Annotated in this window: 14 protein-coding genes; 7 read left to right on the top strand and 7 right to left on the bottom strand. The window is 64.4% G+C overall.

Annotated features, from left to right (window positions below):
• Positions 1-4: 4 nt before the first annotated feature.
• The 7 genes from recX to DWV00_RS04710 all read left to right on the top strand — a co-directional run bounded on the left by recX (position 5) and on the right by DWV00_RS04710 (position 7,359).
• On the top strand, positions 5-715 hold the full coding sequence (recX, locus tag DWV00_RS04740) for a recombination regulator RecX (RefSeq protein ID WP_245964727.1): 711 nt from the start codon (positions 5-7) through the stop codon (positions 713-715).
• Between the two features lie 178 nt (positions 716-893).
• A complete protein-coding gene (locus DWV00_RS04735; protein ID WP_115532403.1) occupies positions 894-1,622 on the top strand; it encodes a DUF2889 domain-containing protein in 729 nt (242 codons plus the stop codon).
• Positions 1,619-2,785 (top strand): ADP-forming succinate--CoA ligase subunit beta, encoded by a 1,167-nt coding sequence (gene sucC / locus DWV00_RS04730; RefSeq protein ID WP_115532402.1) that lies wholly within the window; start codon positions 1,619-1,621, stop codon positions 2,783-2,785. Before DWV00_RS04735 ends, sucC begins: the two co-directional genes overlap by 4 nt.
• A gap of 129 nt (positions 2,786-2,914) precedes the next feature.
• Positions 2,915-3,796, top strand: coding sequence for a succinate--CoA ligase subunit alpha (gene sucD / locus DWV00_RS04725; RefSeq protein WP_115532401.1), 882 nt, complete (start codon positions 2,915-2,917; stop codon positions 3,794-3,796).
• 208 nt (positions 3,797-4,004) lie between these two features.
• Positions 4,005-4,736, top strand: a complete 732-nt coding sequence (locus DWV00_RS04720) for a TerC family protein (RefSeq protein ID WP_115532810.1) — start codon at positions 4,005-4,007, stop codon at positions 4,734-4,736.
• A 131-nt stretch (positions 4,737-4,867) separates the two neighbouring features.
• Positions 4,868-5,455 carry a pilin gene (locus DWV00_RS04715; RefSeq protein ID WP_115532400.1) on the top strand — a complete coding sequence of 196 codons (588 nt, stop codon included), beginning with the start codon at positions 4,868-4,870 and terminating at the stop codon, positions 5,453-5,455.
• Between the two features lie 113 nt (positions 5,456-5,568).
• Positions 5,569-7,359 carry a PglL family O-oligosaccharyltransferase gene (locus DWV00_RS04710; protein ID WP_115532399.1) on the top strand — a complete coding sequence of 597 codons (1,791 nt, stop codon included), beginning with the start codon at positions 5,569-5,571 and terminating at the stop codon, positions 7,357-7,359.
• A gap of 347 nt (positions 7,360-7,706) precedes the next feature.
• Here the strand turns inward: DWV00_RS04710 and DWV00_RS04700 are convergent, their stop codons facing one another.
• From DWV00_RS04700 to DWV00_RS04670, 7 genes are all read right to left on the bottom strand, one after another.
• Positions 7,707-7,919 (bottom strand): hypothetical protein, encoded by a 213-nt coding sequence (locus DWV00_RS04700; protein ID WP_115532398.1) that lies wholly within the window; start codon positions 7,917-7,919, stop codon positions 7,707-7,709.
• A gap of 12 nt (positions 7,920-7,931) precedes the next feature.
• On the bottom strand, positions 7,932-8,411 hold the full coding sequence (gene moaC, locus DWV00_RS04695) for a cyclic pyranopterin monophosphate synthase MoaC (RefSeq protein WP_115532397.1): 480 nt from the start codon (positions 8,409-8,411) through the stop codon (positions 7,932-7,934).
• 102 nt (positions 8,412-8,513) lie between these two features.
• Positions 8,514-9,383 carry an amidohydrolase family protein gene (locus tag DWV00_RS04690; RefSeq protein WP_115532396.1) on the bottom strand — a complete coding sequence of 290 codons (870 nt, stop codon included), beginning with the start codon at positions 9,381-9,383 and terminating at the stop codon, positions 8,514-8,516.
• Between the two features lie 13 nt (positions 9,384-9,396).
• Entirely contained in the window at positions 9,397-10,719 is a 1,323-nt protein-coding gene (locus DWV00_RS04685) for an MFS transporter (RefSeq protein ID WP_115532395.1), read from the bottom strand.
• Between the two features lie 150 nt (positions 10,720-10,869).
• Entirely contained in the window at positions 10,870-11,592 is a 723-nt protein-coding gene (locus DWV00_RS04680) for a GntR family transcriptional regulator (RefSeq protein WP_115532394.1), read from the bottom strand.
• Between the two features lie 196 nt (positions 11,593-11,788).
• Positions 11,789-12,394: a DUF2946 family protein gene (locus DWV00_RS04675; protein ID WP_115532393.1), complete on the bottom strand. Its 606-nt coding sequence runs from the start codon at positions 12,392-12,394 to the stop codon at positions 11,789-11,791.
• A complete protein-coding gene (locus DWV00_RS04670) occupies positions 12,387-13,439 on the bottom strand; it encodes a YheT family hydrolase (protein ID WP_115532392.1) in 1,053 nt (350 codons plus the stop codon). The genes DWV00_RS04675 and DWV00_RS04670 overlap by 8 nt, the downstream gene beginning before the upstream one ends.
• Positions 13,440-13,479 lie beyond the last annotated feature (40 nt).

Genomic DNA, 13,479 nt, shown 5'->3' with positions numbered 1-13,479 from the left:
GCGCGTGATACGGAAAGGGCGGGCGGCGCCGGGCGGGCGGATTGAAGGGCGCCGCTTCGGCGTCCGTGGCGGGCGTCGCGACGGAGCAGTGGGCGATGACGCGTCCGGTGGCGAAATGCCGGACGCCGCCGCGCCGCCCCGCCCCGATTTGCTCGAGCGGCCTGATCGGCCCGACGATCGATTCGATCCGCTCGATCCGTCGTCGGACTATCCGGCGCGTGACCCATCCGAATCATCCTCCGAGCAGGCCGGCCGTTCGCGCCGGCCCACCCGCTCGCTGAAAATGCGAGCGATCGATTACCTCTCGCGCCGCGAATACAGCCGCACTGAAATCACCCGCAAGTTGGCCCCGTTCGTCGAGGAAGGCGATGAACTCGATCCGCTTCTCGATACTCTCGAACGCGAAGGTTGGCTGTCCGACGAGCGTTTCGCCGAGAGCATGGTGAATCGGCGCTCGGCCCGCATGGGGGTGACCCGCATCGTCAGCGAACTGCGTCAGCACGGGCTCGACAGCACTCTGATCGACTCGGTCGGCTCCCAACTGCGCGAGACGGAGCGGGCCCGCGCGCAAGCGGTGTGGCGAAAAAAGTTCGGGCAGCTTCCCCAAACGCCCGCCGAACGCGCGAAACAAGCGCGTTTTCTGGCGATGCGCGGTTTCTCCGGCGCGACGATCTCGCAGATTCTCAAAGGCGACGACGACTGGAGCGACGAGTAAGCGCTCGTTCGATCGCGCCGCCCCACCTCCCGTTCCGAGTTGCGCTCGGCACGTTCCGCTGGTGCAACCATGCAAGCGTGCCGCCCACCTACCACCAACCTACCATAACGTGGGGTGCAGGTGTCTCATAACCAGTATGGTAAAATCCTCGGGTTTCCTCTCCAGCCGTTTCCCTCGCATGCCGCTTTCTCCGCCTGTTGCCCGCCAGTTGCGCCATCGCCGCGCAATACGAGCGGAAGCCTACGAGCGTGACGACGGCCTGTGGGACCTCGAGGCGTGTCTGACCGATCACAAGCCGCGCGATGTCGCATTGGCGCCCGGTGTCCGGCCCAAAGGCCTACCGATCCATGAACTCTGGCTTCGCATCACCATCGACCGCAAGCTCACCATCGTCGACGCCGAAGCGTCTTCGGAATGGGTGCCATACCCCGGTCAATGCGAAGTCTCCAATCCCGCCTATCGCGCCCTCATCGGTCTCAACCTCCTCAACGATTTCCGCCGCCAAGCACGGCGTTTGCTCGCCGGAACGGCAGGCTGCACGCACCTCACCGAACTCTGCTCCATTCTGCCGACCGCCGCGGTTCAAGCATTCGCCGGCGACGTCTGGAACACGCGCGATAGCGCAACGGATACACCGCAAGGTGAATCCGACAGCACCGGTGCCCATCGCGAACCGCCGTTCCAACTGGGCCGCTGCCACGCGCTGCGGTTCGACGGCGAAGCGGTGCGGCACTTTTATCCGCGCTGGTACGGATACGTACCGCGCGGCCTCGAAACGAGCGGCGCATCGCCGAGCCCGGCACCGGCCCCGGTGAACGGCGCGGCGAAGTCCAATGCACTCGGCTCGAAGGCCATCAGCGATCACGAAGTTCAATCCAACTCTCAGACTGAAGGGAATCACGCATGAAGATTCACGAGTACCAGGGAAAGGAAATCCTGCGGAAATTCGGCGTCGCGGTACCGCGCGGCAAGCCGGTGTTTTCGGTGGATGACGCGGTCAAGGCCGCTGAAGAGCTCGGCGGCCCGGTCTGGGTCGTCAAGGCGCAAATTCACGCAGGCGGTCGCGGCAAGGGCGGCGGCGTGAAGGTGGCCAAGTCGCTCGAGCAAGTTCGCGAGTACGCGAACCAGATCCTCGGCATGCAGCTCGTCACGCACCAAACCGGTCCGGAAGGCCAGAAGGTGAACCGCCTGCTGATCGAAGAAGGCGCGGACATCAAGAAGGAACTCTATGTCGGCCTCGTGATCGACCGCGTGTCGCAAAAGGTCGTCGTGATGGCTTCGAGCGAAGGCGGGATGGACATCGAGGAAGTCGCTGCGAAGACACCCGAGGCGATCCACAAGGTGGCCGTCGATCCGGCGAAGGGCCTGCTCGATTCGGAAGCTGACGATCTCGCGAAGAAGATCGGCGTGCCCGACGCATCGATCCCGCAAGCGCGCGCCATCCTGCAAGGTCTGTACAAGGCCACGTGGGAAACGGACGCATCGCTGGCCGAAATCAACCCGCTGATCCTCACGGGCGACGGCAAGGTGATCGCGCTTGACGCGAAGTTCAACTTCGATTCGAACGCGCTGTTCCGTCATCCGGAAATCGTCGCGTACCGCGATCTGGACGAAGAAGATCCGGCTGAAGTCGAAGCATCGAAGTTCGACCTCGCCTACATCTCGCTCGACGGCAACATCGGCTGCCTCGTGAACGGCGCCGGTCTGGCCATGGCGACGATGGACACGATCAAGCTGTTCGGCGGCGAGCCGGCGAACTTCCTCGACGTCGGTGGCGGCGCCACGACCGAGAAGGTCACCGAAGCGTTCAAGCTGATGCTCAAGAACCCGGGCCTGAAGGCGATCCTCGTGAACATCTTCGGCGGCATCATGCGCTGCGACGTGATCGCGGAAGGCGTGATCGCCGGTTCGAAGGCGGTGAACCTGGGCGTGCCGCTCGTCGTGCGCATGAAGGGCACCAACGAAGACCTGGGCAAGAAGATGCTCGCCGAATCCGGCCTGCCGATCATCTCGGCGGACAGCATGGAAGAAGCGGCGCAGAAGGTCGTCGCGGCTGCCGCGGGCAAATAAGGGCGCATCACCGAATACGCGAGTGGCGGCGCCAGGGCGTCCCCTCCGTGCGATTGCAGACCGCACATTGCGCAATGCACATCGCACGGCGAGGACGCAGCGCGACGCCAAACGAACAGAGGTCAATACATGTCGATTCTGATCAACAAAGACACGAAGGTCATCACGCAGGGCATCACCGGCAAGACCGGCCAGTTCCATACGCGCGCATGCCGTGAATATGCGAACGGCCGCGAAGCCTATGTCGCGGGCGTGAACCCGAAGAAGGCCGGCGAAGATTTCGAAGGCATTCCGATTTACGCAAGCGTGAAGGAAGCGAAGGCCGAAACCGGCGCGACCGTCTCGGTCATCTACGTTCCGCCGGCAGGCGCCGCCGCGGCGATCTGGGAAGCGGTCGAAGCCGACCTCGACCTGGCGATCTGCATCACCGAAGGCATCCCCGTTCGCGACATGATCGAAGTGCGCGACCGCATGCGCCGTGAAAACCGCAAGACGCTGCTGCTCGGACCGAACTGCCCGGGCACGATCACGCCGGACGAACTGAAGATCGGCATCATGCCGGGCCACATCCACCGCAAGGGCCGCATCGGCGTCGTGTCGCGTTCGGGCACGCTGACGTATGAAGCCGTGGGCCAACTGACGGCGCTCGGCCTCGGCCAATCGTCGGCGGTCGGGATCGGCGGCGACCCGATCAACGGTCTGAAGCACATCGACGTCATGAAGATGTTCAACGACGATCCGGATACGGACGCCGTCATCATGATCGGTGAGATCGGCGGTCCGGACGAAGCGAACGCCGCTTACTGGATCAAGGACAACATGAAGAAGCCGGTGGTTGGCTTCATCGCCGGTGTGACGGCGCCCCCGGGCAAGCGCATGGGCCACGCCGGCGCGCTGATCTCGGGCGGTGCCGACACGGCCGACGCGAAGCTCGAAATCATGGACGGCTGCGGCATCAAGGTGACGCGCAACCCGTCGGAGATGGGCCGTCTGCTGAAGTCGATCCTGTAAGAGCCGGCGTCGACGTGCGACGCCGCGCCGCATGCCGTGCGCATGCGGCGAGGTCAGTCGGCCGTTTTTGGTATCCTTGCGAAATTCTTTCGTAAGGCTTCCGACAGACGCAAAAGAAAGCGAGGGAGCAAACCATGCTCCCTCGCTTTTTTATCGCTGTTGCCACCGTGCTTGCTCTGGAACGGCGATTGCCCTCATGCTCGACGCTATGCTCGATTTCTTCACGACGCTTCACTGGTCGGCGGTCTTTCAGATCGTCGTCATCGACATCCTGCTCGGCGGCGACAACGCCGTTGTCATCGCGCTGGCGTGCCGCAAGCTGCCTACGGCGCAGCGGATGCAGGGCGTGCTGTGGGGGACGGCCGGCGCGATCGTGCTGCGCGTCGTGCTCATCGTATTCGCCGTCGCGCTGCTCGACGTCCCGTTCCTGAAGTTCGGCGGCGGGCTCCTGCTGCTCTGGATCGGCATGCGTCTGATGGCGCCGTCCCACGAGTCGCACGAGAACATCAAGCCCGCGGACAAGCTGCTTTCGGCGATTAAAACGATTATCGTGGCCGATGCCGTCATGAGCCTCGACAACGTGATTGCGATCGCGGGAGCGGCCGAGACGGCCGATCCGGACCACCGCATCGCCTTGGTCATCTTCGGCTTGATCGTGAGCATTCCGCTGATCGTCTGGGGCAGCACGCTCGTGCTGCGCATGCTCGATCGCTTTCCCGTCATCGTCACGTTCGGCGCGGCGCTGCTAGGCTGGATCGCGGGCGGGCTCATCATCAACGATCCCGCGGGGGATCGCTGGCCGCTGCTCGATACGCCCGTGGCCGAGTACGGTGCACACGTGGCCGGCGCGCTGCTCGTCGTGCTTGTCGGATTGTGGCTCAAGCGCCGCATGTTGCGACGGGAGGGAGGCGGGGCCTCGGAGTCGGGCCGCACCCATTGATCGCTTGTTTGCGCGGGCACCTGGCCGCTGGCCGTTCGGCCGACTGCCGCTACTGAGCCGCCGCCTATACCCTTCGAATTCGTTGCCCGCCCGTTCGTCGGCGGGCCGTCGTTCGAGGAGTGTGTTCGCCGATGCCCGCCGCCGTCGTTTCTCTTGCCTGCCGCTTGTTGTCCGCTGCCGTGCCGGCACGCGCTCCCCGTTGCCTTAGGCGCGGCTTTACGTTGATCGAGTTGATGATCGTGCTCGCCATCGTCGGCATCGTGGCCGCGTATGCGGTTCCCGCCTACCAGGACTACCTCGGTCGCAGCCGCGTGGGCGAGGGGCTGTCGCTCGCATCGGGCGCGCGTCTTGCGGTAGCGGAGAACGCCGCAGCGGGCAGTGCGTTCGGCAGCGGCTACGTCGCGCCGCCCGGCACGCGCAACGTCGACGCCATTACCGTGGACGACGCAACGGGCGAGATCTCCATCCGGTACACGGCTCGTGTGGCGCCGGCAGGCAGCGATACGTTGATGCTCGTTCCATCTTTGCCCGATGCTTCCGATCCGCCGACTTCCCGGATCGCGCTTGAATCGGGTGTGGTCAGCGGCGGCGTATTGACGTGGGAATGCTTCGCCTCGGGCAAGCAAGCCTCGTCGCTGCCGGCGCCGGGGTCTGGGCCGATGCCGCTGGCGGAGGCTACGTTGCCGGCCAAGCTTGCCCCGCCCGAATGCCGCGCGTGAGGCTACCCGAAGGCCTTATGGGAAGATAAAAGATCGCATGAGGCGGTGGACTGCTACGCACAGTGAAAGGAAACTTTTGTATAGTGCGCCGGTTGCCGACGGCCCCTAACCTCATGAATTCTCCATTTGCCCGTTATTTGTCGTTTGCGTCCCTGGCCTTCGCGGTGCTGCTGCCTTATGCGGTCACCAACCATACGTACCCGATCCCAACCTTCTACGCCGAGTTCACGGCACTCTCGCTTTATCTGCTCGTCGGCGCCGCCGTCTTGCTGATGGTGATTTCGGAAAGGCCGCGCGTGCAGTACGCGATGCCTGCCGTCGCGCTCGTGCCGCTTGCGTTCGGGGCGCTGCTCGTGCTGCAGACGTTCGTGCTGCCGCTCGCTCAGCCGTCGATGGCTTGGCTGGGCGCGGGCTTTTTGCTGGCCGCCTTCATGGCCGTGCATGCGGGATATGGATTCGCGCGGGCAGGGGTGGCCGAAACCGCATTGCGCTGGATGGCGGTCGCGTTGATCGCGGGCGGCTTGTTCGCCGTGTTCTGTCAGCTCGTCCAGCTCTTTCACGCCGAAGCGAAGTTCGCGCCGTTCGTCGTGTCGTACAACGTTACAACCGAACGGCGGCCGTTCGGCAACATGGCGCAAGCCAATCACCTCGCGACGGTCATCGCGTTCGCGCTTGCGGCGGCGATGTATCTCGTCCAGAAGCGCCGGCTGAATATCGTCCTGTGGGTTGTCGTGTCGGCGATCTGTGTGCTGGGGCAGGCGTTGACGGTGTCGCGCGGGCCGTGGCTGCAGACTGCCGTCATCGTCGTTGCCGGCTTCTGGATGGCGCTCGTCACGCCGCGCGGCACCGGGTTCTCCCCGCGCCGCCGCACGCGCGAATGGATGATCCCGGTTCTGCTCATCGTCGTGTTCGTTGCCGTGAACCTGGCCGTGCGATGGGCGAACGGTCGCTTTCAGCTGGGGCTGGACGTATCGGCTGCGCACCGCTTTCAGGACAAAGGGCAGTTCGTTCTGCGTCTTGCGATGTGGAAGTACGGCTGGACGATGTTCAAGGGGCACCCGCTGCTGGGCGTCGGCTGGGGCGAGTTTCCGCGTTTCGAGTTCGAACTCGTGAAGCAGCTCGGCGATGTCGAGATCGCCAACAATTCGCACGACATCGTCATCGACCTGCTCGCGAAGACCGGGGTGGTCGGCCTCGGCATCGTGCTGCTCGGATTGTTGGCGTGGCTGTGGCGCGTCTTGCGTGCGCCGCATACGCTGGAACGCGTGTTCGGGCTTGCGCTGATCGGTGCGCTGCTCATGCACGCGCTCGTCGAATATCCGCAGCAATACATGTTCTTCCTGCTGCCGGCCATGTTCGTATTCGGGATTCTGGAGACGAAGCCGCTGACGTTCGTACCGGGGCGCTTCGCGCTCGGGTTGCAATTGTTGATCGTGCTGGGCGGCTTTGCGGCGTTGCATCCGATTTATCGCGATTACGCTCGGGCTGAAGTGCTCTATTACGGCGCGCATCCGGCCGAGGAATATAAGGCCGACCCGTCTGTGCTGTTCGGATCGTGGGGCGAGTACGGAATGGCGACGCTGCTGCCGATCGACGGCAACGATCTGCCGATGAAGCTGGACATGCACGCGAAAGCGCTGGCGTTGTTGCCGGGTGAGACGGTATTGCGGCGTTATGCGGCGCTGCAGGCGCTTGACGGCAAAGAGGACCAAGCGTTCGATACCGTCGAACGGCTGAAAATTTTTGCGCTTGTGCTGCACGATTGGCCGGCGCAGCTTTCGGGGCTGTACGAGCTTTGCGACGACGAGCCGAAGCTCGCGGCTTTCAAGGCGGAACTGGTCAAGCGGTACGGGGCGGCGCCGAAGACGTCCGGTTCGGACCAGGACGACGATAGTAGCGATTGATGCAGCGGCAACAAGCTTTTCGCGTGCCGATGATTGGCCGGAATCGTCGGCGTTACTTCTGCATGGCCCCGGAGACTTCATGGGGTTCCCGCGAGGCGGCACAGCGCACACGATGCTGAATACCGGCGACGTTGCATTGGTTTACATCGTGGCTGGCGACAGGCCGGAACACGATGTGTGCGATTACCCGAAGAAACGGAAGCGGCTGTACAAGGCAGGGTCCAATAAGGTCTTCGTGGACAATGAGTGAGGGAGAGGAATGCGGATGAGATTGGCTCTCCGCTTTTCTAGCCGAGCCGAGTAGAGGGCTGTGGCCGACGCTGCGAACTCGGCCAAGGTTCGCATCTTCAGGTGTTCCGACGCCGTCGAGGCCGGGATTCGATGCCATTCGCCGCTAACAGTTTTCGCAAGCGATGGTTCTCGGCGAACAGCCCGACGATCACGATGGTCATGATGATCGGCCCGGACCATTGTCCGGTGTAGCGATAGAAGGCCCACGCGCCCAACGCGCAAGCGATGGCCGTGAGCACTAGTGCGATGCGGTCGAGAATCCAGTTCATGAAAGCAACGCCTCAGCTCTCCGCTTTCCAATCCCCCGACTTCCCCCCATGCTTCTCCATCACCTTCACATCGGTGATGGTCATCCCACGATCCACAGCCTTGCACATGTCGTACACGGTGAGCAGCCCGACCTGCACGGCCGTCAGCGCTTCCATTTCCACGCCCGTGCGTCCGAGCGTTTCCACTTGAACCGTGCAATGCACGCCGGGCAGCGCCTCGTCGAGCGCGAAGTCAACGGCCACGCGCGTCAGCGCGAGCGGATGGCAAAGCGGAATCAAATCGGCCGTGCGCTTGGCGCCTTGAATCGCCGCGATGCGTGCGACGCCGATCACGTCTCCCTTCTTCGCATTCCCGTCGCGGATCAGCGCGAACGTCTCGGGTTTCATTCGGATCGAGCCGCGCGCGACGGCGATCCGCTTCGTTTCGTCCTTGCCGCCGACGTCGACCATATGCGCCTGGCCGGACGCGTCGAAATGGGTCAATTCAGGCATGTCATGCTCCTTCGATGGGCGACTATCTTAGCAGTCGCCCCCGCCGAACTCGCCAGCGCGTTCGAACAGCTAGCCCCGGCGCACTCCGACGTGGAAGCCCGCTCAAACGAACCGAAACAACCGTGCGGGCGTATCGACGAGCACGGCCTGCAATTCGCGCTGCGTCGGCAGCAACTTCGACGCCATGGAACAAACCGAATCGTAGCGTTCGGCGCCTTCATGCTGAGTGTGCGGCCAGTCGCTGCCCCACACCAGCCGGTCTAGACCGAAGGCCTCTTCGAGCAACGGCATCGCCGCCAACGCGGTCTGCTCGCCCGAGCCAGGCCGCAACGGATCGGCATTCCGGTAAGTCGCCGACACCTTGATCCAAACGCGGCGCGTCTCACCGAGTGCCAGCAAATACCGAAAACCGGGATCGTCGACCCCCAGCGCCGGCCGCGGCCGTCCAAAGTGATCGACGACGATATCGATCGAATCTTCGGTCCGGGCGAGCAGAGAACCGACGACGCTCGGCAACCGCTCCGCTTCGCAATGCACTTCGATCTGCCAGCTGAGCGCGGCGATCTTAGGCAGCATCGCCCGCCACGCGTCGCTCGCGAAGTCCGGGTCCGGCAGACCGAACAAATTGACCCGAATGCCGACGATGCCCCCCCGCGCAAGCGCGTCGAGTTGGTTCGGCTCGGCCGCGACGGCCGCCGGATCGATCACAGCGATCCCGCGGAGCCGATGCGGCGCTTCGGCGATCGCCTGCATCAAACACCGGTTGTCGCTGCCGAGAAAACTCGGCTGCACAAGTACGCCGTGAGAAATACCGTGCTTGTCCAACTGTGCGAGATACAGCGGAAGCGGGGCGTCGTACGCCGGCGCATACCGGCGCCGTTGCGCGAGCGGCAAGTCTTGTGAGAACACGTGAGCGTGCGTGTCGATGGCGGTGATGGCGCCGGCACCGGCCGCGGTCGTCTTCAACAACATAGCCAAACCTCAATCACCGGTGCGCCGGCTCGGCATTCGCCGAAGCGCGCTGCTCCGCCGTGCCAGGCAGGCTCTCGGCCAGCGCGCGGCCGCGCGTTTCGGGCAGCATCAACACCGCCAGCACGACGATCGCATAGGCGATGGATGCATCGGTACCGATGGCGAATCCGAGCGTCGTCGTCTTGGCGAGATGACCGACCATCACGGGGAAAGCCGCCGACACCACGCGTCCGAAGTTGTAGCAGAAGCCGACCCCGGTGCCGCGCATCCCACGCGGATACAGTTCGTTGAACAGCGCCCCCATGCTGGCGGGAATCCCTGCCGCGAAAAAGCCGAGCGGAAAGCCGACGACGAGCATGGCGCCGTTGGTCAGCGGCACGAACAGATAGACGAGCACCGTGGCGACGCAGGCGATCGAAAACAGCAGGATGGTGGCGCGGCGGCCGATCCGGTCGAGCAGCTGGGACGCGGCCACGCAACCGCAAAAGAACGCGACGATGATGACGGCGAGATAACCACCCGTGCCGAGCACGGACAAGTGGCGTTCCGTCTTCAGGTAGGTGGGTAGCCAGGTGGTCAGCGCGTAGTAGCCGCCGTGCGCCCCGACGCCGAGCAGCGCGCCGATCAGCGTCATGCGCAGCACGCTCGGCGAGAATATCTCGAGGAACGGAAGGCCCTTCGCGCTAGAGCGAGAACCCGCCTGCTTCGCCGGCTCGGCTGCCGCCGCGCCGCGCCCGCTCGGCGCGGTGGGTTCGGGCACGCCACGGCGCAGGTAAAGCACGAGCAAGGCGGGCAGCAAGCCGATCCCGAACATCGCGCGCCATGCCAGGGCCCCGGGCATCAGCGAGAACATGACGGTATAGAGGATGACCGCGCCGGCCCAGCCGACGGCCCATGCGCTCTGAACCGAGCCCATGGCCTTGCCGCGGTGCTGCGAGCGGATCGATTCGGCCATCAGCACGGCACCGGCCGCCCATTCGCCGCCGAACCCGAACCCTTGCAGCGTCTTGAGCACGATGAACTGCTCGAAGTTGTGCGAGAACGCGCAGGCGAACGTGAATACGGAGAAGAACGCGACGGTGAGCTGCAGGGTGCGAACCCGGCCGATGCGATCGGCCAGGGCGCCGGCGATCCAGCCGCCTAGCGCGGAAGCGATAAGCGTCGCACCGCTGACCATGCCAGCTTGCGTCTTGCCGATGCCCCATTCGGCGATGATCGCCGGAATCACGAGGCTGAAGATCTGGACGTCGAGTGCGTCGAGCGCCCAGCCGCCGAAGCACGCCCAGAACGTGCGGCGCTCGGTGGGGGAAATTTCCTTGAACCAACTGAAAAACATCGTGTGTCTCCTCTCGGTCCCGCGCGATGCGATATCGCCCGGATGCCACAAACTACTTAAACCACTCGGACAACCTATCGGTGTGCCCGCGCGTCGCTTCGAATCGCTCGACTCGACGTCAATCACCCCCCACTACCGAATACCGAATGACTACCGAATCTCGACCTGATAGACGAACTCGCTTGCCGGCCCCCGCGAGCGCCGCCATTCGAGCGGCCGACGGTCGTACCCGTATGCGAGCCGTTCGATCACGACGACGGGCGTGCCGGGCTCGATCCGCAGCAAGCGCCCGTGCATGACGTCGACCGTTTCGACGGTCAGCGTTTCGCCGGCCGACGCGATCACTTGATTGCAATGCGCTTCGTAGACGGGATAGAGCAAATCGCCGATGTCCTCCGAGGCCAACGTGGCGAACGCGGCGAAGCGTTCGTACGGCAGCCAGATTTCTTCGGCGAGGATCGGGTGCTCGTCGATCAGCCGCAGTCGCGACATATGGATGACGCGCTCGTCGGCGTCGATCTGCAGCGCGGCGCTGACCGCCGAAGGCGCCCCCACGACCTCGCGCATCAAGATGCGGCTCGTCGGAATTCGTCGCTCGCCGCGCCGGTTCTGAAAACGAAAGAAGCGAAACAAAGACCCGTCGAAGCTGGCGCGGCGCACGAACGTCCCGCGGCCCTGAAACCGCTCGAGCATCCCCTCGGCGACGAGTTGATCGACCGCTTTGCGCACCGTCCCGACCGCGACGCCATAGGTACGCGAAAGCTCTTGCTCGGTCGGAATCGCTTCGCCCGGACGCCAGCGGTGCTCCCCGATTTGGGTCGCAAGCTCGTCGCGTAGGCGCTGGTAGCGGGGGAGGCGGTCGTCGGCTTGCATGGGCGGTCCAGGAGCGAGGGCAAAAACTAGAACGAAATGGATGGGTTGAATTAATACAGTCAACCAGTCATATATATGTTTATACGACTCGCGCTTTGGCGAAATGAGGGTAAACCCGTCGGAAGACTTAGTGAAATGGGAGCGAGCTTAGGGGCGCGGGCGCCTCGAGCCACAGGACGCGCTTGCCCCAGCCGATTTAACCGGCGTGGTCGCCTTTTGCCGCAGCGGGGCTTGCTACGAAGTCGAATCGCGCGGGCACGTCGGCGCGGCGCACGCTCTCGATCGCCAGCGGCCTGCCTGGCCGCCAATCTAACGTGCCGGCGAGTCCCGCCTCGTCGAGTGTCGCCAATTGCGCGAAGAGATCGAGGTCATGGTCATGCAGCGCCGCCACGCGGCTTCGGCTAGATTTAGATCCAGATCCAGATCCATCCGCGAACAAGACGCCGCCTTCATCGTCGATGAACACCGCCGTCGGCTCGAACGCGGCACCCGCCTGATCGGTCAGCGCCGGCGCGCCGGGTGAGGGCAGCGCGAGCCGCACGATCCACGGCGTGTAGGCCAACTCGACGTACACGCGCTGCGGTCCGTTCTGAAAGAACCAGCAGCCGCTGTCGTCGCACTCGTAATTGCGCTCGATGAAGCCGACGAGCGCCGCATGACGGATCGGCGTGCCGAGTTCGCCGCGCGCTTGAGCGCCGTCGTCGCGCATGCGCCACTGGCCGCGCCGATCGAGCAGAAGCCAGCCCGTGCAATGCGGGACATTGGGCCATTTGGCGAGGGCGGCTTTGACGATGTCATCCATTGTGCGCGAACGGCTCCAGAAAATTGAACACGCGCTGCGGCATCCAATCGATCCGGCCCGGAAACGGCCCGGTCATGAAGCCGACGTGCCCGCCGGCCTCGGGCTGATCGAGTTCGATGGCGGGCGAGACTTCGGCGCGCGTGGGCAGCGCGGCGCTCGGCAGGAACGGATCGTTGCGGGCGTTGAGCACGAGCGTCGGCACCACGACATCGGGCAGCAGCGGCCGTGTCGTTGCGCGCGTCCAGTACTCTTCCGTATCGCGAAACCCGTGTATCGGCGCGGTGACGACGTTGTCGTATTCGTACATCGTCCGGCATGCCAGCATGGCGTCCCGATCGAACAGCCCCGGGTACTGCTCGAGCTTGCTCAGCGCCTTACGCTTGAGCGTCTTCAAAAAGCTCATCGTATAGACGAGCGCGAAGCCCTGCGAAAGCGCGCGCCCGCCCGCATGCACGTCGAGCGGCGTGGAGATGGCCGCGGCCGCCGCGACGAACGCGGCATCCCTGCCGCGCTCGCCGAGCCAGCGCAACAGGACGTTGCCGCCGAGCGAGACGCCGGCCACGACGATCGGGCCGGGATGCGACGCATGCAGCCGCCGCAAGACCCAATCGACTTCGGCGCTGTCCGCGAGGTGGTAGAACCGCGGCGCGAGATTGAGCGGGCCGCTGCAACTGCGAAAGTGCGGGACGACGCCGTGCCAGCCGAGCGCGCGGGCCGAAGCCATCAGCACGCGGGCGTAGTGCGAATCGGAACTGCCTTCGAGCCCGTGGAACAGCACGAAGAGCGGGGCGCCGGGCGTAGGCGCCGCCGAGCTTCCGTGCGGATAGGCGAGCCAGTCGAGTTCGATGAAGTCGCCGTCGGGCGTGCTCCAGCGCTCGCGCCGATAGTCGACGGCCGGGAGGCGGGCGAACAGGGCCGGAACGATCGTTTGCGCATGGCTCGTGGGAAGCCATCGTGGCGGGTTGTACAGCAGCTGAACCAATCTATCGGCGGCCGCTGCCGTGGCAGCCGGTGACGAAGCCGGTTTGTCATGTGTGGTGCTCATGACCGTCCTCAAATCCTGTAACCGCCACGGCCGGCCATCC

Source organism: Trinickia dinghuensis (assembly GCF_003367175.1).
In the GTDB taxonomy this organism is placed as follows: Bacteria; Pseudomonadota; Gammaproteobacteria; order Burkholderiales; family Burkholderiaceae; genus Trinickia; species Trinickia dinghuensis.
Note: the sequence above shows the minus strand (reverse complement) of the source record. Positions and strands in the feature narration are given on the sequence as shown.

Bases quoted from the DNA above. Each gene is read 5' to 3' on its own strand.
- DWV00_RS04735 (WP_115532403.1), top strand. From the start codon at position 894: ATGCCGCTTTCTCCGCCTGTTGCCCGCCAGTTGCGCCATCGCCGCGCA.
- sucC (WP_115532402.1), top strand. From the start codon at position 1,619: ATGAAGATTCACGAGTACCAGGGAAAGGAAATCCTGCGGAAATTCGGC.
- sucD (WP_115532401.1), top strand. From the start codon at position 2,915: ATGTCGATTCTGATCAACAAAGACACGAAGGTCATCACGCAGGGCATC.
- DWV00_RS04720 (WP_115532810.1), top strand. From the start codon at position 4,005: ATGCTCGATTTCTTCACGACGCTTCACTGGTCGGCGGTCTTTCAGATC.
- DWV00_RS04715 (WP_115532400.1), top strand. From the start codon at position 4,868: ATGCCCGCCGCCGTCGTTTCTCTTGCCTGCCGCTTGTTGTCCGCTGCC.
- DWV00_RS04710 (WP_115532399.1), top strand. From the start codon at position 5,569: ATGAATTCTCCATTTGCCCGTTATTTGTCGTTTGCGTCCCTGGCCTTC.
- DWV00_RS04700 (WP_115532398.1), bottom strand. From the start codon at position 7,919: ATGAACTGGATTCTCGACCGCATCGCACTAGTGCTCACGGCCATCGCT.
- moaC (WP_115532397.1), bottom strand. From the start codon at position 8,411: ATGCCTGAATTGACCCATTTCGACGCGTCCGGCCAGGCGCATATGGTC.
- DWV00_RS04690 (WP_115532396.1), bottom strand. From the start codon at position 9,383: ATGTTGTTGAAGACGACCGCGGCCGGTGCCGGCGCCATCACCGCCATC.
- DWV00_RS04685 (WP_115532395.1), bottom strand. From the start codon at position 10,719: ATGTTTTTCAGTTGGTTCAAGGAAATTTCCCCCACCGAGCGCCGCACG.
- DWV00_RS04680 (WP_115532394.1), bottom strand. From the start codon at position 11,592: ATGCAAGCCGACGACCGCCTCCCCCGCTACCAGCGCCTACGCGACGAG.
- DWV00_RS04675 (WP_115532393.1), bottom strand. From the start codon at position 12,394: ATGGATGACATCGTCAAAGCCGCCCTCGCCAAATGGCCCAATGTCCCG.
- DWV00_RS04670 (WP_115532392.1), bottom strand. From the start codon at position 13,439: ATGAGCACCACACATGACAAACCGGCTTCGTCACCGGCTGCCACGGCA.